Annotated in this window: 24 protein-coding genes; 8 read left to right on the forward strand and 16 right to left on the reverse strand. The window is 71.6% G+C overall.

Features of this window, described 5'->3' with window-relative positions; genetic code table 11:
- The first annotated feature begins 24 nt into the window (after positions 1-24).
- Positions 25-1,296: a tyrosine--tRNA ligase gene (gene tyrS, locus ACTJK8_RS09770; RefSeq protein ID WP_012319713.1), complete on the forward strand. Its 1,272-nt coding sequence runs from the start codon at positions 25-27 to the stop codon at positions 1,294-1,296.
- Between the two features lie 40 nt (positions 1,297-1,336).
- Positions 1,337-2,020, forward strand: coding sequence for a response regulator (locus ACTJK8_RS09775; RefSeq protein ID WP_440761842.1), 684 nt, complete (start codon positions 1,337-1,339; stop codon positions 2,018-2,020).
- Positions 2,021-2,039: 19 nt separating this feature from the next.
- On the opposite strand, the gene tatC is transcribed toward ACTJK8_RS09775, so the two are convergent.
- From tatC to argS, 6 genes are all read right to left on the reverse strand, one after another.
- The gene (gene tatC / locus ACTJK8_RS09780) at positions 2,040-2,840 is read right to left on the reverse strand and encodes a twin-arginine translocase subunit TatC (RefSeq protein WP_012319715.1); all 801 of its coding nucleotides are present in this window, start codon (positions 2,838-2,840) and stop codon (positions 2,040-2,042) included.
- On the reverse strand, positions 2,837-3,433 hold the full coding sequence (tatB, locus tag ACTJK8_RS09785) for a Sec-independent protein translocase protein TatB (protein WP_012319716.1): 597 nt from the start codon (positions 3,431-3,433) through the stop codon (positions 2,837-2,839). The genes tatC and tatB overlap by 4 nt, the downstream gene beginning before the upstream one ends.
- 103 nt (positions 3,434-3,536) lie before the next feature.
- A complete protein-coding gene (locus ACTJK8_RS09790; RefSeq protein WP_012319717.1) occupies positions 3,537-3,809 on the reverse strand; it encodes a twin-arginine translocase TatA/TatE family subunit in 273 nt (90 codons plus the stop codon).
- Positions 3,810-3,966: 157 nt separating this feature from the next.
- Positions 3,967-4,971, reverse strand: coding sequence for a beta-N-acetylhexosaminidase (nagZ, locus tag ACTJK8_RS09795; protein WP_440761843.1), 1,005 nt, complete (start codon positions 4,969-4,971; stop codon positions 3,967-3,969).
- Between the two features lie 249 nt (positions 4,972-5,220).
- Positions 5,221-6,600: an SPOR domain-containing protein gene (locus tag ACTJK8_RS09800; RefSeq protein ID WP_059408883.1), complete on the reverse strand. Its 1,380-nt coding sequence runs from the start codon at positions 6,598-6,600 to the stop codon at positions 5,221-5,223.
- A 48-nt stretch (positions 6,601-6,648) separates the two neighbouring features.
- Positions 6,649-8,400 (reverse strand): arginine--tRNA ligase, encoded by a 1,752-nt coding sequence (gene argS / locus ACTJK8_RS09805; RefSeq protein ID WP_440761844.1) that lies wholly within the window; start codon positions 8,398-8,400, stop codon positions 6,649-6,651.
- A 279-nt stretch (positions 8,401-8,679) separates the two neighbouring features.
- On the opposite strand from argS, the gene ACTJK8_RS09810 reads away from it, so the two are divergent.
- Positions 8,680-9,108, forward strand: coding sequence for a hypothetical protein (locus ACTJK8_RS09810; protein WP_440761845.1), 429 nt, complete (start codon positions 8,680-8,682; stop codon positions 9,106-9,108).
- 24 nt (positions 9,109-9,132) lie between these two features.
- Here the strand turns inward: ACTJK8_RS09810 and ACTJK8_RS09815 are convergent, their stop codons facing one another.
- Entirely contained in the window at positions 9,133-10,380 is a 1,248-nt protein-coding gene (locus ACTJK8_RS09815; RefSeq protein ID WP_440761846.1) for a deoxyguanosinetriphosphate triphosphohydrolase, read from the reverse strand.
- Positions 10,381-10,533: 153 nt separating this feature from the next.
- Between ACTJK8_RS09815 and ACTJK8_RS09820 the strand changes: the two genes are divergently transcribed.
- The 3 genes from ACTJK8_RS09820 (at position 10,534) to ACTJK8_RS09830 (ending at position 13,508) form a co-directional block, all read left to right on the forward strand.
- Positions 10,534-10,860, forward strand: coding sequence for a HesB/IscA family protein (locus ACTJK8_RS09820; protein ID WP_012319723.1), 327 nt, complete (start codon positions 10,534-10,536; stop codon positions 10,858-10,860).
- Positions 10,861-11,005: 145 nt separating this feature from the next.
- Positions 11,006-12,922, forward strand: coding sequence for a hypothetical protein (locus tag ACTJK8_RS09825; RefSeq protein WP_058606799.1), 1,917 nt, complete (start codon positions 11,006-11,008; stop codon positions 12,920-12,922).
- A 70-nt stretch (positions 12,923-12,992) separates the two neighbouring features.
- Positions 12,993-13,508, forward strand: coding sequence for a DUF2165 family protein (locus tag ACTJK8_RS09830; RefSeq protein ID WP_440761847.1), 516 nt, complete (start codon positions 12,993-12,995; stop codon positions 13,506-13,508).
- Between the two features lie 88 nt (positions 13,509-13,596).
- On the opposite strand, the gene ACTJK8_RS09835 is transcribed toward ACTJK8_RS09830, so the two are convergent.
- The 5 genes from ACTJK8_RS09835 to ACTJK8_RS09855 all read right to left on the reverse strand — a co-directional run bounded on the left by ACTJK8_RS09835 (position 13,597) and on the right by ACTJK8_RS09855 (position 18,574).
- The gene (locus ACTJK8_RS09835; protein WP_440761848.1) at positions 13,597-14,826 is read right to left on the reverse strand and encodes an MFS transporter; all 1,230 of its coding nucleotides are present in this window, start codon (positions 14,824-14,826) and stop codon (positions 13,597-13,599) included.
- A 255-nt stretch (positions 14,827-15,081) separates the two neighbouring features.
- Complete coding sequence (locus ACTJK8_RS09840; protein WP_440761849.1) at positions 15,082-15,912, reverse strand: isocitrate lyase/PEP mutase family protein; 831 nt, start codon at positions 15,910-15,912, stop codon at positions 15,082-15,084.
- 177 nt (positions 15,913-16,089) lie between these two features.
- Positions 16,090-16,824: an ABC transporter ATP-binding protein gene (locus ACTJK8_RS09845; protein ID WP_053622146.1), complete on the reverse strand. Its 735-nt coding sequence runs from the start codon at positions 16,822-16,824 to the stop codon at positions 16,090-16,092.
- Positions 16,805-17,542 carry an ABC transporter permease gene (locus ACTJK8_RS09850; RefSeq protein WP_024829715.1) on the reverse strand — a complete coding sequence of 246 codons (738 nt, stop codon included), beginning with the start codon at positions 17,540-17,542 and terminating at the stop codon, positions 16,805-16,807. The genes ACTJK8_RS09845 and ACTJK8_RS09850 overlap by 20 nt, the downstream gene beginning before the upstream one ends.
- A 51-nt stretch (positions 17,543-17,593) precedes the next feature.
- Positions 17,594-18,574, reverse strand: a complete 981-nt coding sequence (locus ACTJK8_RS09855; protein ID WP_024829714.1) for an ABC transporter substrate-binding protein — start codon at positions 18,572-18,574, stop codon at positions 17,594-17,596.
- Between the two features lie 185 nt (positions 18,575-18,759).
- On the opposite strand from ACTJK8_RS09855, the gene ACTJK8_RS09860 reads away from it, so the two are divergent.
- Positions 18,760-19,137, forward strand: a complete 378-nt coding sequence (locus ACTJK8_RS09860) for a 4a-hydroxytetrahydrobiopterin dehydratase (RefSeq protein ID WP_012319731.1) — start codon at positions 18,760-18,762, stop codon at positions 19,135-19,137.
- A gap of 13 nt (positions 19,138-19,150) precedes the next feature.
- On the opposite strand, the gene ACTJK8_RS09865 is transcribed toward ACTJK8_RS09860, so the two are convergent.
- From ACTJK8_RS09865 to ACTJK8_RS09880, 4 genes are all read right to left on the reverse strand, one after another.
- Positions 19,151-19,372, reverse strand: a complete 222-nt coding sequence (locus ACTJK8_RS09865) for a hypothetical protein (protein ID WP_012319732.1) — start codon at positions 19,370-19,372, stop codon at positions 19,151-19,153.
- A gap of 178 nt (positions 19,373-19,550) precedes the next feature.
- Entirely contained in the window at positions 19,551-22,616 is a 3,066-nt protein-coding gene (locus ACTJK8_RS09870; protein WP_012319733.1) for an efflux RND transporter permease subunit, read from the reverse strand.
- Positions 22,617-22,638: 22 nt separating this feature from the next.
- Positions 22,639-23,733, reverse strand: a complete 1,095-nt coding sequence (locus ACTJK8_RS09875; RefSeq protein WP_012319734.1) for an efflux RND transporter periplasmic adaptor subunit — start codon at positions 23,731-23,733, stop codon at positions 22,639-22,641.
- The gene (locus tag ACTJK8_RS09880) at positions 23,730-24,833 is read right to left on the reverse strand and encodes an efflux RND transporter periplasmic adaptor subunit (RefSeq protein WP_053622148.1); all 1,104 of its coding nucleotides are present in this window, start codon (positions 24,831-24,833) and stop codon (positions 23,730-23,732) included. Before ACTJK8_RS09880 ends, ACTJK8_RS09875 begins: the two co-directional genes overlap by 4 nt.
- A 97-nt stretch (positions 24,834-24,930) precedes the next feature.
- Between ACTJK8_RS09880 and ACTJK8_RS09885 the strand changes: the two genes are divergently transcribed.
- On the forward strand, positions 24,931-25,494 hold the full coding sequence (locus ACTJK8_RS09885) for a TetR/AcrR family transcriptional regulator (RefSeq protein ID WP_012319736.1): 564 nt from the start codon (positions 24,931-24,933) through the stop codon (positions 25,492-25,494).
- The last annotated feature ends 1 nt before the right edge of the window (position 25,495 follow it).

The following is a 25,495-nucleotide window of genomic DNA, read 5'->3' on the forward strand; positions in this document are numbered from 1 at the left end:
AGCGCGCGACCCGAGATCGCATCCATGACCGCCGAGAGCTTCGCGCCGAAATCCGACTTCCTGCGGATCCTGACCGAGCGCGGCTATATTCACCAGACCTCGGACCTCGCCGGCATCGACGCGGCGGCCCTCGAGGGCCGGCTCACGACCTATGTCGGCTACGACTGCACGGCGCCCTCGCTCCATGTCGGGCACCTTCTGTCGATCATGATGCTGCACTGGCTGCAGGCCACCGGAGGCAAGCCGATCGCCCTGATGGGCGGCGGCACCACCCGGGTCGGCGACCCGTCCGGCCGCGACGAGACACGGAAGATCCTGACCGTCGAGCAGATCGACGCCAACAAGGCCGAGATCCGCAAGACCTTCGACCGGTTCCTGCGCTTCGGAGAAGGCGCGAACGACGCCGTGATGGTCGACAACGCCGAGTGGCTGACGAAGCTCAACTACATCGAGATGCTGCGCGACGTCGGCCGCCATTTCTCGGTGAACCGCATGCTGTCGATGGACAGCGTGCGCCTCCGCCTGGAGCGCGACCAGGAACTGTCGTTCCTCGAGTTCAACTACATGATCCTCCAGTCCTACGACTTCGTGGAGCTGAACCGCCGCTACGGCTGCGTCATGCAGATGGGCGGGTCGGACCAGTGGGGCAACATCGTCAACGGCATCGATCTCGGCCGCCGCATGGGCACGCCGCAGCTCTACGCCCTGACCTGCCCGCTCCTGACCACGTCGTCGGGTGCCAAGATGGGCAAGACCGCGGCCGGCGCCGTCTGGCTCAACCCGGAGATGCTGAAGCCCTACGATTACTGGCAGTTCTGGCGGAACACCGAGGACGCGGACGTGGCCCGCTTCCTCAAGCTCTTCACCCTGCTGCCCATGGCGGAGATCGCGCGTCTCGCCGCCCTCGCCGGCTCCGAGATCAACGCGGCCAAGACGGTGCTCGCCACCGAGGCCACCGCGCTGATGCACGGCCGCGAGGCCGCGGAGGCCGCAGCCGAGACCGCCCGCAAGACCTTCGTCGAGGGCACGCTCGCCGCCGACCTCCCGAGCGTGACCGTGCCGTCCGCGACCCTGGAGGCTGGGCTCGGGGTGCTGACGGCCTTCGGGCCGGAGGTCGCCAAGCTCGTGCCCTCCACCAGCGAGGCGCGGCGGCAGATCAAGGGCGGCGGGCTGCGGGTCAACGACGTGCCGGTCACGGACGAGAAGGCAGTCCTCGGCCGCGGCGACGTGACCGCGGACGGCGTGATCAAGCTCTCCTTCGGCAAGAAGCGGCACGTGCTGCTTCGGCCGGAATGACCCGTCCGGCCGCCCGGATCCGCCACGAGGGGCGGCCCAAGTGAGTGCCGCCCGCATCCTGGTGATCGACGACGAGCCGCCGATCCGCCGGCTGCTCCGAACCGGCCTCGGGACGCAGGATTACGCGGTCGTCGAGGCCGCGGACGGGGCCGCGGCGGTCGCCGCCCTGGAGGCCGGCGGGGTGGATCTCGCGATCCTCGACCTCGGCCTGCCCGACATGGCCGGCCACGCCCTCCTGGCGGCGATCCGCGAGCGCTGGCCCGACCTGCCGGTCGTGATCCTGTCGAGCCGCGACGACGAGCGCGGCAAGGTCGAGGCCCTCGATCTCGGTGCCGACGACTACGTCACCAAGCCGTTCGGCATGAACGAGCTGCTGGCGCGCATCCGCACGGCCCTGCGCCACCGCCTCGCCATGCAGGGCGAGCGGCCTGTCTTCCGGGTCGACGACCTCTCGGTCGATCTCGTCCGACGCGTCGTCCGGGTGGGCGAGCGGGACGTCAAGCTGTCGCCGCGAGAGTACGAGTTCCTGCGCGTGCTGGTGCAGCATGCCGGCAAGGTGCTCACCCACGCGCAGCTCATGCGCCACGCGCCGGCCTCGTCGGATCCGCAGTACCTGCGCGTCTACATCCGGCAGCTGCGCCAGAAGCTCGAGCCGGACCCGGAGCGCCCGCGCTACCTGCTCACCGAGACTGGCGTGGGCTACCGCCTGCGCGCGCCGGACTGAGTCCGGCGCGCCGGCCGCCTCACGGCTCGAGGCCTTCCGCCGCGCGCCGCGCCGCCCGCAGCTTCTCGACCCGCGCCACCGAGAACACCGAGGCCTCGTAGAGGAGCAGCATCGGGATCGCGAGGGAGAGCTGCGAGATCACGTCCGGCGGCGTCAGGATCGCGGCGGCGACGAAGACCAGCACGATCGCGTAGCGGCGCTTCTCGCGCAGGAAGGCAGCGTCGATGATCCCGATCTGTCCGAGCAGCGTCAGGATGACCGGCAGCTGGAACGCGATGCCGAACGCGAAGATCAGCGTCATGATCAGCGACAGGTACTCGTCGACCTTCGGGAGCAGCTTGATCGTCGGCTCGCCGGCCACGCCAACCTGCTGGAGCGACACCGAGAACTTGATCAGCAGCGGCATCGCCAGGAAGAACACCACCAGCGCGCCGAGGACGAAGAAGATCGGCGTGGCGACCAGGTAGGGGAGGAACGCCTTGCGCTCGTTGCGGTAGAGGCCCGGCGCCACGAAGGCGTAGATCTGCGTGGCGATCACGGGAAAAGCCAGGAAGGCCGCGCCGAAGACGCTGAGCTTGATGTTGGTGAACACCTGCTCGAGGAAGTGCGTGGCGATCAGCTCGGCGTTCTGCGCGCCCACGATCGACACGTAGGGGTAGACCAGCACGTTGTAGATATCGCGCGAGAAGAAGAAGCACGCGAAGAACATCAGCACGAACGCGATCAGTGACTTGATCAGCCGCGCGCGCAATTCGATCAGGTGCTCGAGCAGGGGCGCCCGCGACGCCTCGATCTCGGCCTCGTCCGCCTCGCTGATCATCGGGCCGTCGTGCCGTTCTTGGACTCTTCGGAGGCGGGGTGCGCGGCGGGCGGTTCGGGCGGAGGCCCGAACGGATCGTCCACCGATCCGGGTACGGGCAGGGGCGCCTCCGCGGCTTCGGTCGCCGGTTGCCGGGTCGCCCCAGCGGCGGACGTGTCCGGATGCGTCCCGGCGGCGTGAGGCGCCGCGGCTTCCTGCTCGGCCTTCAGCTGCGCCGTGGCATCGGCCAGGGACCGGGTCTCGACGGAAGGGGTCTCGGGGCCGGGCTTCTCCGGACCCATCTTCTCCGGACCCATCTTGGCCCGGCCCTCGACGGCGCCCTTCAGCTCGTCGCGGATCGTCTGCACCGGATTGAAGGTCGAGCCCGCCGTGCGGACGGTGTTGCGGATCCCGTCGACCTCGCGGCGGACGTCGTCGAGTTCCGCCTCGCGGATCGCCTCGTTGAACTGCATCTGAAACTCGCCGGCCATGCGGCGCAGCTTCGACGTGATCTGCCCGACGGTGCGCAGCGCCTTCGGCAGATCCTTCGGCCCGATGACGATGAGGGCGACGCCGCCGATCAGCATCACCTCGCCCCAGCTCATGTCCAGCATGTCGTCGACGGTCCTGCTGCCCCGAGATCCGGCACGGCGGCCGGACCCCGTCAGGCTCTACACGAGCGCGCGCGCTCTGACGGTCCTACAGTCCAGCTCGCCGTCAGACCGGCTTGCGCTCGCCGCCGGGGAGATGGCTCGCCGGGATCGCGGTTCCGGGGCTCGTCTCGGTAGCGTGCGGGATGGTGCGGACCGGCTCGGCCGGGGGCGGCGCGGCCTGGACCGCCGGCGGCGTCTCGTCCTCGGCCATGCCCTTCTTGAAGGCTTTGATGCCCTTCGCGACGTCGCCCATCAGGTCGGACACCTTGCCGCGTCCGAACAGCAGCATCACGATGACCGCGACGATGACCCAGTGCCAGATACTCATGCTGCCCATGGCAACCTCCTGCGGGCGCCCCGAAGAAGCGGGAGCGTGACGCCACGTCCGGTTGAGGATTTCGGGGCGAACCTAGGGATCGCGCCGCCCGAACACAAGCAGAGGCGATGCCACGGCCGGTGGAAGGCCGCGGTGGAAGGCCGCAAGGTGTCTCAGGTCAGGCGGCCGCGAGGGCCGCGGCGAAGCGGTCCCGGGCCTCCGCGACGTCCAGCCCGTCGCCAGCGGGGTCGAGCCGCGCCAGCGCGGCGGCGGCGCGGCGGGCGGCCGCGCCGGTGAGTTCGGGCGCCGCCTCGGCCACGGCCCGCATCTCGTCCATCGCGCCGTTGCAGTGGAGCCCGACATCGATCCCCGCCGCGAAGGCGCGCTCCGTCCGCTCGCGGAACGTGCCGGTCAGCGCGTGCATGGACAGGTCGTCGGTCATCAGCAGGCCGTCGAAGCCGATGGCGCCGCGGATGATGTCACGGATGACGGTCGCCGACTGGGTGGCCGGCCGGTCGGGGTCGATGGCGGTGAAGACGACGTGCGCGCTCATCGCCATCGGCAGGTCGGCGAGCGCCCGGAAGGTCCGGAAATCCTGATCCGCGAGATCCGCGTTGGGCGCGTCGACCACCGGGAGGCCGTGGTGGCTGTCGCAGGTGGCGCGCCCGTGCCCGGGAATGTGCTTCATCACCGGCAGGACGCCGCCGGCCATCAGGCCCTCGGCCACGGCGCGCCCGATCTCGGCCACCCGCTCCGGGCTCGTCCCGTAGGCGCGGTCACCGATGATGTCGTGCGAGCCCGGCGCCGGCACGTCGAGGACGGGGGCGCAGTCGACGTTGATCCCGACTTCGGCGAGGTCGTGCGCCATGAGGCGCGCCCCGAGGCGGGCGACCGTGGCGGCGCTGCCGTTCAGGCGGCCGTAGCGGCCGCCGGCCGGGTAGGCCGGCCAGTGGGGCGGCCCCATGCGCTGGACCCGGCCGCCTTCCTGGTCGATCAAAACCGGCGCCTGCTCGGAGCCGACGCAGTCCCGGAGCGCACCGGTGAGGGCGCGGACCTCGTCGGGCGTCCCGATGTTGCGCTTGAACAGGATGAAGCCCCAGGGCTTCACGTCTCGGAAGAAGGCCCTCTCCTCCGCCAAGAGCGACTTACCGGAGCAGCCGAGGATCAGGGCGCGGGAGGTCATCAGGAACGGCTCGGACACTGCTCGGTGGCGGCGCGACGACGGCGCGTGGACGGCGGAGACCGCCGGGCGGTTCGTATCGATGGCGACAGAGTCGGGCGGGAACGGGGAGTGGGCAAGACCAAACCGCGGCCCGGGGGCGCCGGCCGGGGCGATCGCACCGCCCGTGTTGCCGTGCGGACTCGGTCGATCGTGCGGCGCGGATCACCGCGGACGGGCGCAATGTCCCGTCCGCGGCGCGACGTCAGGGGTTCAGTTCTTGGCCACGAAGCACTGGCCGCCCTCGCCCTGCAGGGCGCTGCACAGGCTCGCGGCCTGGGCCTTCTCCAGCGGTCCGACGCGGACGCGGTAGATCGTCTTGCCGTTGACCTCAGCCTGCCGAATCAGCTCGGGCTTGCCGGCGAGCTGCGAGTACTTGGCCTGCATCTGTCGGAACGCGGCCTTCGCCTCGGCGGCGGAGCTGCGTACCCCGAGCTGCACCGAGAAGCCACTCACCGGGCCGGACTTCACGGCGTCGTCGTCGGTCGTGGTGCTGGCGGTGGTGTCGGGCGCGGCCGCGCCGGGCGGGGCGACGGCGGCGATGCGCTGGGCGGCCTTCGGCGGCGGCTTCACGGCCACCGGCTTGGGCGCCGGCTGCTCGACCGCGGCTTCCGGCTGCGCGTCGACGGGCGTCGCGGTGGCCGCCGGCATGGCGGCGGCGGTCTGGCGGACGGGCTTGGACTTCGCGGGCGGCGGGGCCGCCGGCTCGTCGCTCGGCAGGACCATGGTGGGGATCGGGGCCGGCCCGGCATCGGCGGCCTGCTGCTCCCGCGGCGGCGGCGCGGGCGGCGCCTCGGGCTTGACCGCGACGGTGCGCACGCGGCGCGGTTCACCGAACGCCTCGAACGGGCCGTTGCCCGGCGTCGTGCCGCCCTGGGCGCCGGTCGGCTGCGACGGGCCCTGGGCCGCCCGCGCGGCCTCGGCCACGTCGAGGGGCTGCTCCTCGCGGTTCACGATCTTGATCTGGCCGTCCTTCTTGCCCTTCGGGTCGTAGATCTGCCGGTTCTGATCCGGGATCTCGACGCCGTCGGCCACCTTCGGGGCGACCTTGAGGGGTGTGGAATCGGCCTGGACCACCGGCACGCCGCCGTGGCCCGAGTTGCTCAGGCCCTTGTAGGTGAGCGCCCCGGTGACGGCGATCGCCACCACGGCCACGCCGGCGCCCACGGAGACGAGGCGCCGCCGCGGATTGGCGCGACGGAGCGCGCGGCTGTCCGCGTAGGTCTCGTCGTCGCCTGTGGCGGTCGGGCCGCTCTCCGCGGCGTAGCCGGAGCCCTCGCGGTGCGTGTCCTGTTCCACGGAGGCGAGATACTGGTCGAACGCGTCGGCCGGCGTCGCCTTGGCGGCCTCCGGGGCGAAGCTCGGCTCGACCCGGGCATTCCAGCCCGCCTGCTGCGGCGCGGCGGGCGCCACGGCGCGCATCTCGTCGCGGGCGGCGAGCAGCGCGCGGAACGGATCGTCCTGGCCGACGATGCGGGCGAGTTCCGCCAGCGGGTCGGCCTTGCCGGACGCCTGCGGCGTCTGGCCCTTATCCTGACGCAGATCGCGCGCGAGGGCGTCCAAATCGACCTGAGCGCGCGAAGCGTTCGTCATGGCAGCATCCTCACATCAACGCCGAAGACCGGCCCGATGCACTCGGGCCTATCGCATCTCGTCCGGCGCGGTCACACCGAGAATCGCAAGGCCGGCCGCCAGCGTGCTCCGCAGAGCTTCGACGAGCGCCAGCCGGGCCCACGTCGACTTTCGGTCGGTTGCATTAACAAACCGTAATTGCGGCAAGTCTTTGCCCTTGTTCCAGAAACTATGCAGCGCGGAGGCCAGTTCATAGAGGTGGAAGGCGATCCTGTGCGGCTCGTGCGCCAGCGCCGCGGATTCGAGGACCCGCGGGTACTGCGCGATGAGGCGCATCATCTCGATCTCGCCCGGGTCGCTCAGCACGGCGAGGTCCGCCTCGCGGGCCAGCGCGGCGGCCGAGAGGTCGGCGTCCGGGAACGCCTCGCGGGCCTGCCGCTGCACCGAGCGGACGCGGGCATGGGCGTACTGGACGTAGAAGACCGGGTTGTCCTTCGACTGCTCCACCACCTTGGCGAGGTCGAAATCCAGGGTCGCGTCGTTCTTCCGGTAGAGCATCATGAACCGGATCGCGTCGCGGCCGACCTCGTCGATCACGTCGCGCAGGGTCACGAACTCGCCGGCCCGCTTCGACATCTTGACCGGCTCGCCTGCGCGCAACAGCCGCACCAGCTGGCAGAGCTTGACGTCGAGCGTGGCCTTGCCGTCGCTGACCGCCTTCACGGCGGCCTGCATGCGCTTCACGTAGCCGCCGTGATCGGCGCCGAGGACGTCGATCAGCTCGGTCGCGCCGGCGAGATACTTGGCGCGGTGGTAGGCGATGTCGGAGGCGAAATACGTGTACGAGCCGTCCGACTTCAGCAGCGGCCGGTCGCTGTCGTCGCCGAATTCCTTGGTGCGAAACAGCGTCTGCTCGCGGTCCTCCCAGTCCTCCGGCAGCTGCCCCTTGGGCGGCGGAAGGCGACCCTCGTAGACGAGGCCCTTGGCGCGCAGCTCCGCGAGCAGGGCCTTCACGGCCCCGCTCTCCTGAAGCGTGCGCTCGGAGAAGAAGACGTCGTGGCGGATGCCGATCGCCGCCAGGTCGGCCCGGATCATGTCCATCATCATGCCGAGCGCGGTCTCGCGCACCGTGGGCAGCCACTCCGCCTCGGGCTTGTCGAGGAGCGCGCGGCCGTGCGTCTGGGCCAGCTGGGCGCCCACGGGCTTCAGGTAGTCGCCCGGATAGAGGCCCTCCGCGATGGCGAAGGGCTCGCCGAGGGCCTCGCGGTAGCGCTGGAAGGCCGAGCGGGCCAGCACATCGACCTGAACGCCGGCATCGTTGATGTAGTATTCGCGCGTCACCTGCCGGCCGGCCGCGACGAGCAGGTTGCACAGGGCGTCGCCGAACACCGCGCCCCGGCCGTGGCCGACATGCATCGGCCCCGTCGGGTTCGCCGACACGTACTCGACGTTGATCGGGCCGCCGGGCAGCCGCGCGCGGCCGAACGCCTCCGGGGCCTCCAGGGCGTCGCGTATGACCGCGTGGAAGATCGCGGGGTCGAGCCGGAGATTGATGAAGCCCGGCCCGGCGACGCTCGCCTCGACGATCCGCGGATCCGCGCGGAGCTCGGCCGCTAGGGACTCGCCCAGCGCCTTCGGGTTGGCCCGCGCCTCCTTGGCAAGGACCAGGGCGGCGTTCGTGGCGAGGTCGCCGTGCGAGGCGTCGCGGGGCGGCTCGACCACCACGCGGCCCAGGTCGAGGCCCTCGGGCAGGTGGCCGGCGCGGGTCAGCGCCTCCACGGCCTCGCGCACGCGCGCCTCGAACAGGGCGAAGATGTTCATGGGTCTCGATCTCGCTCGCGCGGGGGTCTCGTCGCCCGGCCCGTCCGGCCGGCGCCCGCCCCGGCGGTCTAGCAAGGGGGCGGGAGGGTGTCACGGCGCCGGGCCGCGCGCCGGCCCCGCGGAGTCCGCGTTCGCGGCATCGCCCCGGTAACCACGTGGGCGCCGACGCGGCGTTATCCCGCGCGACGAATACGGATCGCGCAGTGTCCGTCTTGTCTTGACCGAGACGAAGCGGTGTCATCGCCGCCGATCGTGAGTGTGCCGATCGCGGAGTTACTGATGAAGACCTTGACGATTGCGGGGACGGCGCTCTGCGCCCTCATCCTGGCCGCGCCGAGTGCCGAGGCGGGCGGCTTCCGCGGCGGCGGATTCCACGGTGGCGGCTTCCACGGCGGCGCTTACCGCGGCGGTTTCCGGGGCGGCTACGGCTACCGCGGCGGCTACGCGGCCCGCGGCTTCTACGGGCGCGGCTACGGGTACGGCTACCGTCGCGGCTACGGCGGGGCCCTCGGCTACGGGCTGGCCGGCGCGGGGATCGGCCTCGGGCTCGGACTCGCCGCCGGGAGCGGCTACGGCTACGGTGGTTACGGGTACGGCTACCCGGCCGCCTACGGCGGGTACGGCTACGGGTACGGCTACCCCGCCGCCTACGGTGGCTACGGCTACGGCGGGTGCTACGGCAGCTTCACCTGCGGCTGCGGCTGCTGATCCGAACCGCCCCGCGCCGGGCCCTCAGGGCTCGGCGAGGGGCAGCCCCCGGCTGGGCAGCTCCCAGTGCAGGTCCGGCGTCGTCGCGTAGAGCTTGCGATGCGCCAGGACCGCGTAGGTGTCAGTCATGCCGGCGATGTAGTCGGCGACCCGGCGGGCGACCCGCGCCTCGGTGGTGCCTTCGAGGCCGGCGCTCCACTCCTCCGGCATCCGGGAGGGCGTCGCGGTGAACGCGGCGAACAGATCGTTGACGATGGCATCGGCCTTCTTCCGCACGGCCACCACGCCCGGATGCCGGTACATCCGCTCCCACAGGAAGCGCATGATGTCGGCGTCGGCCGCCGCGATCTCCGGCGAGAACACGATGACCGGCTGGTCCGCGTTCCGGATGTCCTCGACGCGGCCCGGGTCCAGGGCGGCGATGCGGCGGCCGCCCTCGCGGATGACGTCCTCGACGAAGCGGGTGATCACCCGCCGGGCGAGCTCGTGGATCATCCGCGACGGCTCCAGGCCCGGATGCAGCCGGTCGATCTCGTCGAGCAGTCCGGCCAGGAAGGGGACCGCCCGCAGCTCCGGGATCTCGAACAGCCCGGCGCGCAGCCCGTCGTCGAGGTCGTGGGCGGCGTAGGCGATGTCGTCGGCCAGGGAGGCGGCCTGGGCCTCGGGGCCGGCCTGGCTCCACAGGTCGAGGGGGTTCAGCGCGTCGTACTCGAGGATCGCCGCCGGGATGCCGCGGGCGGCGTAGCGGCGCGTCGGCCGGCCGTCCGCGGTGAGCAGCGGGCCGTTGTGCTTGACGAGGCCCTCCAGCGTCTCCCAGGCGAGGTTCAGCCCGTCGAACCCGGCGTAGCGCCGCTCCAGCCGCGTCACGATCCGCAGCGCCTGGGCGTTGTGATCGAAGCCGCCGTGGCGCGCCATGCAGGCGTCGAGGGCGTCCTCGCCGGTGTGACCGAAGCAGGTGTGGCCGAGGTCGTGACTGAGGGCCAGCGCCTCCGCGAGATCCTCGTCGAGGCCGAGCGCGCGCGCGAGCGCCCGGCCGATCTGGCTCACCTCCAGGGTGTGGGTCAGACGGGTGCGGTAATGGTCGCCCTCGTGATGGACGAAGACCTGCGTCTTGTGCTTCAGCCGCCGGAACGCCGTCGAGTGGATGATCCGGTCGCGGTCGCGCTGGAAATCGCTGCGGGTCGGCGATCCGGCTTCCGGGATCAGGCGTCCCCGGGTCCGGGCCGGGTCGGTGGCGTAGGGCGCGCGCCAGCGCTCACCGTTCGGTCGCACGGCATCCGCTCTCGAACTCACGCACCCTGCTCATGACGGCTCCCCGCCCGGCGCGTTGCGGCGCGGGCTTGCGGCTCATATCTTGTGGGTCAGGGCGCACTCGGCAACGGGCCGGGCGCGCCGTCCACCGAACGAATGCGTGGCCAGAGACCGATGGCTGAGATCACCCTGACCGCCCGCGCGGCCAAGCGCATCAACGAGATCATGGTGTCGGAGCCGGCCGGTTCGTCGCTGCGGATCAGTGTCAACGGCGGCGGCTGCTCGGGCTTCTCCTACGCCTTCGACATCACCCGTGCCCGCGAGGCGCAGGACGTCGCGATCGAGCGCGACGGCGCCACCGTGATCGTCGATCCGGTCTCGCTCGAGTACATGAGCGGCTCGACCATCGACTTCGTGAACGACCTCATCGGGCAGTCCTTCAAGATCGAGAACCCGCTCGCCACCGCTTCCTGCGGCTGCGGCACCTCCTTCTCGTTGTAGCACGCGGCGCGGCGCCGCCGCGCCGTTGCGTCCGTACGACACCGGTCCCGGCTCGATCGCCCGGGCCGGCGCGCGCGATTGCCTCGCCCGGCAAAACGCGGCACGGCTAGGGCATTCCCGCGAGAGCCCTGGTCCGGACGCTGCCATGAACCACCCGAAGGCCCGTCTCCGCCTCCGGTCGGCCCGGGCGACGGCCGCCATGCTGGCCCTCCTCGGCCTCGCGCCGGCGCCGCTCGCCGCGCAGGAGGGCGCCGCCGCCGTCCAGGACGTGACCGTCAACGACGTGGTGATCCCGCTCGGCGGCACGCTGCTGAAGGCGCCGAAGCTGACGGCGAGCGGCACGCGCCTCTCCAAGGAGGATCTCGCGGCGATCCTGCGGCCCGATTCCAACGTGCCCTGGGAGCAGCGGCTCGCCCGTCTCGACGCCGGCAGCCTGACAGTCCCGGTCCTGACCTCCGAGAACGCGGGTCCCGGCGACAACCGGCAGACCGTCACCTACCGCGACGTGGTCGCCCGCGACATCCGGGCCGGCCGCGTCGGCGAGCTGACGGCGGCCGGCGCGACCGTCAGTTCCGTCGCGGGCCCGAACCGCGGGTCCGGAACCTACGGTCAGGTGCGCGCCACGGACCTGGATCTCGCGGCGCTCAGCCGGCTCTACACGGTGCCCGGCGACGGCAAGGGACCGGTCCAGCGCGTCTACGGCGCCGTCCAAGTCTCGGACGTCACCTACTCCGACGCGCGCGGCACCACCGTGAAGATCGCCCGCCTCGACGGCCGGGACCTCGGCGGCCGGCAGGTGCCGGACGGCTGGGGCGGCGCCTTCGCCATCGTGGCCAACGGCTTCGACGGATCCAGCGACCGGCGCCCGCTGGCCGCCGCCGCCGCCGATCTCATCGACGCCACCTCGGTCGGCACCCTCGAGATGCAGGGCCTGAGCGTCAGCGACACCGACCCGAAGGGGCCGGTGCTGTTCGAGATCGGCCGGGCCGCCTACACGTCGGCGGGCCCGGAGGGCGGCACCATCTTGGACAACCTGTCGATGACACGCGGCGCGCTGCGGATCCATGTCGGCCGCGTCGCCGCCCTGGGGACGTCCCTGGCGCCGACCGTCGCGACCCTCCAGGGCATCGCCGCCGAGCCGACGGGCGGGGCCGGGTTCTCCGACGTCGAGATGCGCCGGCTGACGCCGAAGCTCGGCACGCTCACCCTCACCGACCTGTCGATCGATCTGCCGCCCGAGGCTGAGCCCGAGCGGGCGCCGCCCCGCGACGTCCGGCCCCCGGCCCGCGGCGCCCTGCCCGAGCCGGGCCGGTCGGCGCGGACGCCCGAGCCGAGGCCGGCCGATAAGACCGGGGATCCCCTCGCGGTCACGGTGTCGCCGCGGCCGGCTCCCCGCATCGCCCTGCGCGAGGCGGCCTTGGCCTTCGGCCCCCTGACCGAGGGCGTGCCCAGCGCGACCCGCATCAGCCTCTCCGGCCTGAGCCTGCCCGCGGACCTGCTCGCGGGTGCGCCGCTCGTCGGCCTGTTGCCGGCCTACGGCTACCGGGACCTCGACCTCAACCTCGTGGCCGACGCGAGCCTCGACGAGAAGGCCCGCGACCTCGCCCTGCGCGAGGTCACGATCTCCGGGCGCGACATCGGCACGGTTCGCCTCTCCGGCACGCTGGGAGGCATCGGGCCCGAGCTGTTCTCCGGCACCCTGCCGGCGGCGACGATGGTGATGTTCTCGGGGAGCGCCAAGACCCTCGACCTGACGGTGGAGAATGCCGGCCTGTTCGAGCGCTTCCTCGCCGCGCAGTCGAAGGATCTCAGCCTCAAGCCGGACGAACTGCGCAAGGAATACGTCACTGCCAGCCTGCTCGGCGTGCCGATCATCCTCGGCAACAGCGCGGCGGCCAAGGGGATCGGCGCCGCCATGGGCCAGTTCGTGATGAAGCCCGGCAAGCTCGTGGTGCACGCCAAGTCGAAGGAGCCTGCGGGGATCGGCTTCATCGACCTCGGCGCGGCGCGCTCGCCGGCCGCCGTCCTCGACCGGCTCGAGGTCGAGGCGAAGGCGAACTGAGAGACGCCGGGACCGGACGGCCCCTAATCCCTGGCCGGTCCCGACGCCCGCGTGTCAGGAGGGCCAGTTCATGCTCGCCATCCGCCTCTCGAAGGCCGCCCTCGTCGGCGCCCTGGCGCTGACCTGCACCCTGGTCGTGTACGGCAACGTCGTGGAGCCCGCGGTGAACCTCGCCTTCGTGCAGCACGTGCTGTCGATGGATACGATCCTGCCGGATTCGGGGATCGCCGACCGCTCCATCACGGATCCCGTGCTGCAGCGCGGCGCCTTCACGCTGATCGTCGTCGCGGAGGCGCTGACGGCGCTCCTGCTCTGGATCGGCGTGGCGCTGATGCTCGCGCGGCTACGGGCCCCGCGCGGCGCGTTCGCCCGGGCCAAGACCTGGGCGGTCGCGGGCCTCAGCCTCGGCTTCCTGGTCTGGCAGGGCGGATTTCTGGGCATCGGCGGCGAGTGGTTCGGCATGTGGATGTCGAAGGTCTGGAACGGCCAGGAATCCGCCTTCCGCTTCGCCATGACGGTGCTCGGCGTGCTGATCTACGTCGCCCTGCCCGAGGCCGGGGATCCGGACGGAATCCGCGGGGGCTGAGACCGCGCGACCGACTCCGCGACCGACTCCGCGACCGTCGGGGCACGCGTCCGCGGGGTCCGTTCGGGGCCCGGCCGCCGCGCCGCGCTCATGCTCCGCCGGGCCGCGGCGCGCCGCGCGCCGTCGTGCGTGCGAGCGCCGTCGCGGCCAGCGCCAGGGGCGCGAACGAGACCCAGAGAACCGTGTCCCAGCCGTAGCTCGTCAGAAGGCCGCCGGACGAGAATGAGCCCAGGGCCACCATCCCGAACACGATGAAGTCGTTGATCGACTGCACCCGCGTCCGCTCCTCCGGGCGATGGCAGTCCAGCACCATCGCGGAGGCGCCGACGAAGCCGAAGTTCCAGCCGACGCCGAGGAGGACGAGGGACAGCCAGAAATGGCCGACATCCGCGCCGGCGAGCCCGACGAGCGCGGCCGCGCCCGTCAAGGCGAGGCCGGTCGCCACCACGCGGGACGCGCCGAAGCGCGTGATCAGCCGCCCGGTGAAGAAGCTCGGGCCGTACATGGCGATGACGTGCCATTGCAGGCTGAGATTGGCATCCTCCTGCGCGTGACCGCACAGGCGCATGGCCAGCGGGGCGGCCGTCATCACGAAATTCATCAGCAGGTAGGACACGGCCCCGCAGATCACCGCGATCACGAAGCGCGGCTGCGCCAGGATGACGGCCAGCGGTCGCCCGCCTGAGACGGTCTCTGCGGCCGGTCGCGGCAGGCGAACGCCCGCCAGGACGAGGGCGGCCGCACCGGCGACGGCCGCCTGGGCCAGGAAGGTGGCCGCGAACAGGTGGGGGGGCGACAGGTTCATGGTGTGGGTGACGAGCTGCGGCCCGATCACGCCGCCGAAGACGCCGCCCGCCATGACCGCCGACAGCGCCCGCGGCCGCCGTTCGGCCGGAACGCAGTCCGCCGCGGCGAAGCGGAACGAGAAGACCACGGCGGCGTAGGCGCCGCCGAGGAACATCGCCGCGCAGAACAGCCAGAAGTCGGCCGCGACGATCGCCCAGGCCGAGAGCAGGCCGACGAGCACACCGCAGCCGGTGCCGACCATGAAGACGGTGCGGCGCCCGTAGCGCCTGGCGATGCTGCCGGTCGGCAGGGCGCAGGCGGCCATCCCGACGACGAAGATCGAGATCGGCAGCGTGGCGAGGACCTTGCTGGGCGCGAGCATGTTGCCGACGACCGCGCCCGTCGCGAACACGACCGTCGAGTTCGCCCCGGCGAGGGCCTGCGCGACGGCCAGTCGGACCACGTTGCCGGTCCCCGACCGTTCGGCGGCGACGGGTTCGAGGGCGATGGCCGAAGGGGAGGTGCGGGACATCGGGAGGCTCGGGTCTCGGTGGGTCGCCACGGTCGGGCGGAGCGGCGACCCGCGATGCCCGGGGTCGACCGCGGACGGATCGGGTCCGACGGGCGCATCGGTATAGCGGTCGCCCGCCCGTGCGTAGCTCGACGCGGTGACAAACCGTGCCTCTCGGTCGTCGGCTTCGGCTCGAGCGTTCGGGCCGATCGGCCCGGCGGCGCTCGTTCGCCGCCGGTTGGCGGGATGAAGGACCGCGATGCCGAGCGGTCGCCCCTACCGAGTCGCCTCCGCCATGTACGATCTCGCCTCGCTTCCCGACATCGCCTCCGCCGCGTAGGTGAACGTGCCCCGGTCCAGCACCTCCCGCGCCGCGCGCGCGAGACCGCCGAGGGCCGCCCGCGCGAAAGACCCGCCGACGCTGATCCGCTTGACGCCCGCCGCCTCCAGCTCGGCCACCGTGTACTGCCGGGGCGACAGGCCGGCGACGACGTTCACCGGGCGGCTGATCGCGGCACAGACCGCCCGAATGGCCTCGAGGTCCGGCAGGTTCGGCGCGTAGAGGACGTGCGCTCCCGCCTGCTCGAAGGCCTGGAGGCGGCGGATCGTGTCGTCGAGGTCGGGCCGCCCGCACAGGTGGTTCTCGGCGCGCGCGGTCAGCACGAACGGGAGCCGGCGCGCGGCCTCGGCCGCGGCGGCGACTCGCTCGACGGCGTGACCGAAATCGAAGATCGGACTGGCGGCGTCGCCCGTGGCGTCCTCGATCGAGCCGCCGACCAGCCCGATCTCTGAGGCCCGGGCGATCGTCAGCGCGCACGCCTCCGGGTCCGTCCCGAACCCGTCCTCCAGATCGGCCGTCACGGGCAGGTGGGTCGCGTCCACGATGGCGCGGGCGTTCTCCAGGATCGCGTCCCGCGACAGCGAGGCGGTGGAGTCCCGCCGTCCGACGGCGAACGCGAACCCGGCGCTCGTCGTCGCCAGCGCCTCGTAACCGAGGGCGGTCAGGATCCGCGACGAACCCGCGTCCCATGGGTTGGCCACGACGAACGCGCCCGGCCGCTCGTGCAGCGCCACGAAGACCCGATGTTTCGCCTCTAGGTCGGCCATGCGCACCCCCGTGGATCGATCCTACGCTGCTCGGGCGGCCCGGGGAAACGGCGGGTGTGGCACCGGATCGACCGACGTCGGGGCCGAAGTCGGATGGTCCTTCGGTTCCGGTGGCGCCCGGACCTCAGCGCGCGATCCGGACGCGCGGGTTCGTCCGAACGACCGGCGCAGCACGCCTCACTGCGCGATGATCTCGGGATGCCGCGCGGCGAGGTTCGCCCGGGTCGTCTCGGCCCAGGCGCGGTCGCGGTCGCGGCGCGGCCGGTCGAGGCGCACGTCGGCGATGAGGCTCGCCGGGCGCCGCGAGACCAGCAGCAGGCGGTCTGCGATCCCGATCGCCTCGGCGACGTTGTGCGTGACCATCAGGACGCTCATGCCGGCCCGGTCCACCGTGTCCACCACGAGACCGCGCAGCTCGGCGGCGGCGGCGTCGTCGAGGGACACGAACGGCTCGTCGAGCACGAGGACCCGCGGCCCGTCGGCCAGCGCGCGCGCCAGAGCCACGCGCCGCTGCATCCCCAGCGACAGGGCCTTCGGGTAGCGCGTCCGCCACGCCGTCAGGCCGAGCCGCGCGAACAGCTCGTCGAGATCGCGGTTCCGCCGCGCCCGGGGCAGGCCGAGGCGGACATTGTGCTCGACGCTGCGCCAGGGCAGCAGCCGCGGCTCCTGGAACACGATGCCCGCCCGGTCCGCGCCGGAGACGCGGCCCTCGAACGCGGTGTCGAGGCCGAGCAGGATCCGCAGGGTGGTGGTCTTCCCGGCGCCCGACGGCCCGATCAGGCAGACGATCTCCCCGGCGGCGACGCCGAAGGTGAGGTTCCGAACGGCCTCGACCGGCTCGGCCCGGGCGGGCCGGTACCATTTCGACGCGATCGCGACCTGGAGGACGGGCTCAGCGCCAGCGACGGACATAGGCTTCGAGCCGCTGCAGCAGGAGGACGTCGATGCCGATCATCACGGCCATGAAGACGAGGCTGTAGCCGATGATCGCCGCCACGTCGGTGCTCTGGACGAAGTAGTAGTTGATCGCGAAGCCGACCCCGTCCGGGCGCCCGAGCAGCTCCACCACGAGCACGATCTTCCAGGCGAGCGACAGGCCCGACCGCGCCGCCGTCACCATGTAGGGCTGGAGCTGCGGGATCAGGATGTCGAGGGCCCAGCTGCGCCGGTCGAGCCGGTAGGCGCGGGCCATCTCGTCGAGCCCGGGATCGAGGTTCCGCGCCCCCTCGCGCACGATCACCGCGACGTTCGGGAGCTTGTTGAGCACCACCGCCAGGATCGCGGCGGTCTCGGTGAGCCCTACCCAGACGTAGGCCAGGACCGTGATCACCAGGGCCGGCGTGTTGAGGAGGACGAGCAGCGGCGTGTCGAGGGTGAGGTCGGCGGCCTTGGACCGTCCGAGCGCCACGCCGAGGACGACGCCGAGGATCATCGCCACGGTGAAGGAGATCGCCACGCGGAGCAGCGTCATGCCCACGTTGTGGGCGAGATCGCCGCGCTCCGCCTCCTGAACGATGAAGCGCAGCACCGCCAGGGGCGCCGGCAGCAGGCGCGAGCCCGCCTCGAGCGCGGCGATCTGCCAGGCGGCGAGGAGCACGGCCAGGGACGCGATGCGGGTCAGCGCGCCCATGCGGTCCCGGTGCTCGGGACGGCCGCCGCGCGCGCCCGCCGGACGGGGGCCTCAACCATTGCGGCCGGTGTAGTAGAGGTCCGGCGGGAGCGCGTCGCCCTTGCCGACGAGGCGGGCGCCGCCGAGCCGCGCCATCACCGCGTAGAGCTTCTCGGCGTCGGCGCGCTCCTCCGCGGTGGAGCGGCGCGGGATGCCGGCCAGGAAATCGTGCTTCAGGGCCTCGAAGGTCGCCTCGTCCTCCGCCGCCATCAGCGGGCGCACGATCTGCCACGTGCTCGGATCGGACGCGAGCATGTCCTTGGCGGCGCGCGAGGCCCGGGCGAAGGCCGCCACGGCCGCGGGCTTCTCCTTCACGGTGGCGTCCTGGAACAGGTAGCCGATCAGCGCCACGTCTCCGGGGACCCCGAGGGCGTGCATGATGTCTTCCGCGCCGACGAGCTGCCGGTACCCCTTGGCCTTCAGCCGGGCGCAGTAGGTCCAGTAAGTCAGCGCCGCGTCGAGGGCGCCCTGCTCCAGCTTCAGCGTGATCAGCGGCGGCGCGCCGTAGGCGATCTCGGCGGCCTGCTCGAGGTCGATGCCGGCCGCGTCCTTGGCCTGTGCTCGGAGGAGCAGCCAGTTCTTGTCCAGGGGGCCGCCGGCCACCCCGAGGCGCTTGCCCGCGAGATCCTTGAGGCTCTTCACCGGGCTGTCGCCCGGAACCATGACGCCGCCCTCGGAGGTCGAGTACGGGATGAAGCGCACCGCCTGGCCGTCGTTGCCGAGGCGCGCGGCCCAGAGCAGGTCGCCGATGATCGTGTCGACCTGCCCGCCGATGAAGCTGATCCGGGCCGCGTCGTTGCCCGCGAGCTTGACCGCGTCGAGCGCGAAGCCGTTGGCCGTGTCGAGGCCGCGGGCCTTGATCACCGCCGCCTCCCAGGTGGACGTGCCGAAGGGCAGGCTCCCGAGTCGGATCGTGGGCACGTCGGCGCGCGCCGCCCGCAGGCCGAGGCCGCCGAGCAGGCCCCCGGCGAGCATCGCGCGCCGTGACAGCATCACGCCTTCTCCCATCGTATTGCGCAGTCTTCAGCGGCGGCAGACTGGAGTGCCGACCGAGCCGGACGCCATTGGCAAAAGGTCATAGGGCTCACACCGGTTTCCGTCCACCGTGGCAAACACGCTTGCGCGCAACTGGCCGCGGCGGCACCCTCGGCCGCGACGGCTTCATCGGAGACGGGATCATGAGCGAGCGACGCGAAGGCGCACTGGACCAAGCGACCGTGGAGGCGCGGCTGAAGGCCGAGCTGCCCGCGTGGCGCCTGGAGGACGGGTGGATCCGGCGCACCTACAAGACGTCCGGCTGGAAGAGCACCCTGATGGTGATCAACACGGTCGGGCACCTCGCCGAGGCGGCGTGGCACCATCCCGACATCACGGCATCGTACGCCTGGGTCGAGGTCCGGCTGATGAACCACGCGGCCAAGGGCATCACCGACAAGGACTTCGCCCTCGCCCGGAAGATCGAGGAGGTCGTGTCCTGGCAGCCGGGCCTGGAGGGACAGGGGCTCGAGGGCACCCCGACGGATCCGCGCTTCGCCTACATCAAGTACGAGAAGTAGCGGCCCGCCGGCGTCACCGGGGCTCCTTCACCCGGCGGCACTCCGTCTTCAGGTAGGCGGTCTTGCCGATCTCCTCGCGCAGCTCGGTGCGGGCGATGATCTCCTGCCAGCCGGTGGCGCAGCCGAGCTCGTTGGCGACCCGGACCTTGCGCACTTCGAGCGCCTGGGCGTCCGTGCAGGAATCCTGGGCGATCCCGTTGGCGCAGACCAGGACGACGGCGATGAAGGCGTTCATGGGCGGGACGGTCCTCGTTTCCGTCGCACCCTACGCGCCGGAGCACCGTCGGGTTTCCGGCGACGCGGCCCCGCCCGCGCGAAAGATCGTCACGGTCGGCCCGCCCTGAGGGGGCGGAGGGGCGGGCCGACCGTTTCTCGCAGCGCCCGCAGGCGCTGCGATCGCGTGAACCGGCGGATCAGCCGGCGTGAGCCGTGGGCGTGCCGCTCGCCTCCGGGCGGATGCGGTAGCAGCCGATGTAGAGGGCCGGCAGGAACAGCAGCGTCAGGAAGGTCGCCGCCAGGATCCCGCCGATCATCGCGAAGGCCATCGGCCCCCAGAACACCTCGCGGGCGATCGGGATCAGGCCCAGGCTCGCCGCCGCGGCGGTCAGGAGGATCGGCCGCATGCGGTGGTGCGTCGCCTCGAACACCGCCTCCCAGGGCGCCATCCCCTCGTCCCGGAACTCCTCGATCTGGCTCACCAGGATCACCGCGTTGCGGATGATGATCCCGATGAGCGCCAGGATGCCCAGGATGGCGACGAAGCCCATCGGCTTGTCGAACAGGAGCAGCGCCGGCACGACGCCGATCAGGCCGAGCGGCGCGACCGTGAAGACGAGGAGCATCCTTCCGAAGCTCTGGAGCTGCATCATCAGCAGGAACGCCATGGCGAGCAGCATGACCGGGACTACGGCGGCGATCGGCCCCTGGCCCTTGGCGGATTCCTCGACGGCGCCGCCGGTCTGGACCGTGTATCCCTCCGGGAGCGCCTTGATGAAGGCGTCGATGCCGGGCTGCAGGGCGGCCACGATGGTGGCCGGCTGGGTCGCGTCGTGGATCGTGGCGCGCACCGTCACGGTCGGCAGGCGGTCGCGGCGCCAGACGATCGGCTGCTCGAGATCGTAGCCGATCCGCGCGAAGGCGAGCACGGGCACCACCGTGCCGTTCGCGAGACCGACCTGCAGCGATTGCAGCGTGTCCAGGGAGGACCGCTCGGCCGCGCGGGCGCGGCCGACGACGTTGACCAGGTAGATCGAGTCGCGGACCTGCGTGATCGCCTGCCCGCCCTCGATCCCGTTCAGGATGCCGGCGACGTCCTGGCTGGTGACGCCGAGCTGGCGCGCCTTGTCCTGGAGGATCTCGACCCGCAGGACCTTGCCGGGCTCGTTCCAGTCGAAGGTCGGCACGTCGAGGCGCTTGTCGGCCGCGACCACGTTGGCGAGGTCGAGCGAGAGGCGACGCACCGTCTCCATGTTCGGGCCGCTGAGACGGTACTGCACCGGCCGGCCGACGGGCGGTCCGAGGCTGAGGGGCTGCACCAGCACGTCGGTGCCGACGAAGTCGCGCAGGCCGATGGTCTGGAGGCGCGCCATCACGCGGTCCCGCACCTCCAGCGACTTCGTGACGATGACGATCTGCCCGAAGAACGCGTTGGCGAGCTGCTGGTCGAGGGGAAGGTAGAAGCGCACCGCGCCCTCACCGACGTAGGACGACCAGCTCGTCACGTCCGGGTCGCCCTTCAGGTTCGCCTCGAACCGGTCCATCTGCGCCCGGGTCTCGGCGATGGTGGCGTTCTGCGGCAGGGTCAGGTCGACCAGCACCTCGGACCGGTCCGAGGACGGGAAGAACTGCTGTTGCACGTGGCCCATCCCGACGATGGCCGCCGCCATCAGCCCGAGGCAGACCACCACCGTCGTCCAGTGCCAGCGCATGGCGATCCGGAGCGCCCGGACGAACAGGCGGGTGAAGATGCCCTGCTTCTCCGTGTGGTGCTTCATGGTCTTCGGCAGGAGCGTCACGCCGACGAGCGGCGCGAACAGGACCGCCACGACCCAGGAGACGAGCAGCGCGGCCGCGATCACCACGAACAGCGAGTAGGTGTACTCGCCGGCGCCGGAGCCGTTGAAGCCGATCGGCAGGAAGCCCGCCACGGTGACGAGGGTCCCGGTGAGCATGGGGAATGCCGTCGACGTGTAGGCGAAGGTGGCGGCCTTCCGGAGCGTGTCGCCGCGCTCCAGGCGGGCCACCATCATCTCGACGGTGATCATGGCGTCGTCGACCAGGAGGCCCAGCGCGATGATCAGCGCGCCGAGGGAGATGCGCTGCAGGGTGACGTCCATGATCTGCATGACCACGAACACGATGGCGAGCACGAGCGGGATCGACACCGAGACGACGAGGCCGGCGCGGACGCCGAGGCTCACGAAGCTCACCGCCAGCACGATGATCACGGCCTCGACCAGGGCCTCAGTGAAGCCGCCGACCGCGTGCTCGACCTGCTTGGGCTGGTCCGACACGAGGTGGACGCCGACGCCCACCGGCAGTGTCGACTCGATCCGCCGCATGCGCTCCTTCAGCGCCTCGCCGAAATGCAGCAGGTTGGCGCCCGGACGCATCGCGATGGCGAGGCCGATCGCGGGCTTGCCGTCCACCCGGAACAGCGGTGCGGGCGGGTCCTCGTAGCCGCGGCTGATCTCGGCGATGTCGGCGAGGCGGAAGAAGCGGTCATTGACCCGCAGGTTGAAATCCTGGAGCGAGGCCTCGGAGGCGAAGGAACCGCTGACCCGCAGCGAGATGCGCTCCGGCCCGGCCTGGACGACGCCCGAGGCCGAGACCGCGTTCTGCGCCTGCAGGGCCTTGATCAGGGCCTGGAAATCGATGCCGTAGCCGGCCAGTTTCCGGGTGGAGAAGTCGAGGTAGATCGTCTCGTCCTGCGTGCCGATCAGCTGGGTCTTGCCGATGTTGGGTACCCGCAGGACCTCGGTGCGGATGCCCTCGACGTAGTCGCGCAACTGCCGGTGCGTCAGGCCGTCGGCCGTGAAGGCGTAGATGTTGCCGTAGACGTCGCCGAACTCGTCGTTGAAGAACGGGCCCTGGACGCCCTCCGGGAACTGGCCCTTGATGTCGCCGAGCCGCTTGCGCACTTGGTAGAAGGCCGGCTGGATCTCGTTCTTCTTGAGGGTGTCGCGGAACTGGACGAACACCGTCGACGATCCGGGGGTCGTATAGCTGCGGACGTAGTCGAGACCGTTGAGCTGCTGGAGCTCCTTCTCGACCCGGTCGGTGACCTGATCGAGGGTGTCCTTGATGGTCGCGCCCGGCCACGTGGTCTGCACCACCATGGTCTTGATGGTGAAGGGCGGATCCTCCTCGCGGCCGAGGCGGGTATAGGCCATCAGGCCCGCGACCAGCGAGACCAGCATCAGGAACCAGACGAACGAGCGGTGCTCGAGCGCCCAGTCGGAAAGGTTGAAGTCCTTCACGCGAAAACCCCGTGCGGCCGGATCAGACGGCGCCGTCGGTCAGGCGCACGGCCTGGCCTTCCTTGAGGACGTGGACGCCGGCCACGACGACGCGCTCGCCGGCCTTCAGACCGTCGACGACCGCGACGCGGCCGTCGTCCGCGTTGTCCCGCGCCGCGGCCACGGTGACGTCGCGGCGCGACACCGACTTCCCGTCGGGCGACACGACCCAGACCGAGTGGCGGGCGCCGTCCTCGAGCAGCGCCGAGGCGGGCAGCCGTACGGTGGGCGGGACCTTGCGCATGAGCGACACGTTGATGGTCGCGCCGAGCCGGAAGGCCGGGCCGGGATCGTCCAGGGTGATCCGGATGCGCTTGGACCGCGTCCCCGACTCGGCGAGCGGCGCGATCTCGCGGACGCGCCCGCGCGCCGTCAGCTCCGGCGCGCTCTGGAGCGCGACGGTGAAGACGCCGTCCGCCGGCAGGGCCCCGGCATGGGCTTCGGGAATGTCGACCACGGCCTCGCGGACGTCCGGCCGCGCCACGGTCACGACACCCTGGCCGGCGCTGAGCACCTGGCCGACCTCGGCGAGGCGCTGGGTCACGACGCCGTCGAACTCGGCCTTCAGCTCGGTGTAGCCCATCTGGTCGCGGGCCTTCTGGAGGCTCGCCATCGCCTGATCCACCCGGGCCCGGGCGGTCTCGCGCTTGGCGACCGCCTGATCGAGGGTCGCCTGGGAAACGGCGTTGCCGGACATCAGGCGCCGGGTCCGCGCCTCCGCGGCCTCGGCGTTCTCGGCCTGCGCCTTCGCGTCGGCGAGGTCGGCCTCGGCGCGGGTCAGGTCGAAGCGGGTCACGATGGTGTCGAGGGCGGCGAGGCGCTGGCCCCGGGTGACGAGGTCGCCGACCGTGACGTCCCGAGCCACCATGCGGCCGGGAATCTGGAAGCCGAGCTGCGCCTGGTAGCGCGGCTCGATCGTGCCGGCGAACGGCCCGAACGTGATGCTGTCCTTCGGCGCGACCACCTGCGTCAGCACCGGACGGACGGCAGCGGCCTCGCCGCCCTCCTCGCCGTGACCGTTGCAGCCGGCAAGCGCCGCCGTGACGAGTCCGAGCGCGAGATACGCGCGCGTCTTCATGGGCGGTCTCCGATCTCGGCGGCCGCGACGGTCTGGCCGGGGCGCAGGAACTGGATGCCGGCGACGACCACGCGCTCGCCCGGCTCGACGCCGCGCTTCAGCGCGATGATGTCGGGCCCGAAGCGGTCGATCTCCACCGCGCGCACCGAGACGGTCCTGCGGTCCGGATCGTAGATCCACACCGAGGGCCGCCCGTCGTAGCGGTACAGTGCCGACCAGGGCAGGACGACCGCTTCGTGCGGCGCGAAGCGGCCGCGGCCGACGACGACGGCGCCGAGCCCCATGGCGGCGGGCGTCGCCTTCAGACCGATCTTGACCCGCACCGTGCCGCTCGCGGCGTCCACCGTGGGCGAGATCTCCCGCACGGTCCCGACCGCGGTGACGGACGGGTCCGACTGGAGGGCCACCGCGATGGTATCGCCGGCCGGCGGCTGGGCCAGCAGCGATTCGTAGACGTTGAAGACCGCGTCGCGGGGCCCGTCCTGCGCCACGACCAGCACGGTCTGGCCCGCCTGAACGACTTGGCCGACCTCGAAGCTGCGGCTCGTCACTACGCCGGACACCCCCGCGCGCAGCTCCGTGTAGGAGAACTGCTCCTGCGCGGTCCCCAGCGCCGCCTTGGCCGAGTCGACCGCCGCCTGGGTCGTGCGCAGCTCCTGCTCGGCGTTGTCGTAGGTCGAGCGGGTGGTGAAGCCGCCGGCGAGGAGCTGCTTCTGACGCTCGTAGGACATCTTGGCCTGTGTCAGCAGCGCCTCGGCCGAAGCGAGGGCGGCCTTGGCGTTGTCGAGATTGGCCTGCTGCGTCAGGGGTTCGAGGACGGCGAGGACCTGATTGGCGGCGACGTGGTCGCCGACCTCGACGCGCCGCTCGGCGACCTTTCCGTTCGTCCGGAACGACACGTTCACCTGCGCCTGGGCCTGGATGTCGCCGGTCACCACGACGTCGAGCGCCAGCGGCGTCCGGTGCGCCTGCACCACCCGCACCCGGGCCAGAGCCGGATCGAAGGCCGTTTCCGGCTCGGCTCGGGCGCACCCGATCGAAGCGAGCGCGGTTAACACCAGCAGAACGGATGTCGATGGAAGGAAGGCGATGCGGTTCATGCGATCGACTGCGTCGGCGCGATTCGTGCGAATTGCGTGGCGCGTTCCTACGCCATCCATTACATACCGTCCAGACGGTCTTTAGTGCAGGCTTGTGATGCAGGTGAAGCGACAGCGACTGGCGGCGCGGCCCGAGATCATCCTGGAGGCGGCCGCGGCCGTTCTCCTGAAAGGAGGCGTGCGCGGGCTGACGATCGACGCGGTCGCGGTCGAGGCCGGGCTGAGCAAAGGCGGGGTTCTGCACCATTACGCGTCCAAGGACGCGCTGGTGGCGGCGCTGGTCGCCCGCAAGCTCGCGGACGTGCGCGCGGAGATCGATGCCTGCGCGCGGGAGATCCCGGCCGGCCCGTCGCAACTGCCCAGAGCGATGGTGGCCCATATCCGCGGGCACTATTGCGAGGATAACGAAGCCGCGCGCGCGCTCCTCCTGGCATCGATGGAATCGCCGGAAGCGCAGAAGGACTTTCAGGCTTTCGTCGCGGATCAGCTGGACCAGCTCGGACGGATCGAGGGCGCGCCCCCGGGCGAGGGCTCGGTCCTGTACTTCGCCATCCTGGGCCTGTTCATGAGCCGGGCGCTGGGCTTCCAGCAACTCGACGAGGACACCCTGGCGCCGATGCTCGACGCGCTCGACCGCATCGCCGGGCGAGCGGGCGGCTAGA

The organism is Methylobacterium sp. 22177 (assembly GCF_052045615.1).
In the GTDB taxonomy this organism is placed as follows: Bacteria; Pseudomonadota; Alphaproteobacteria; order Rhizobiales; family Beijerinckiaceae; genus Methylobacterium; species Methylobacterium radiotolerans.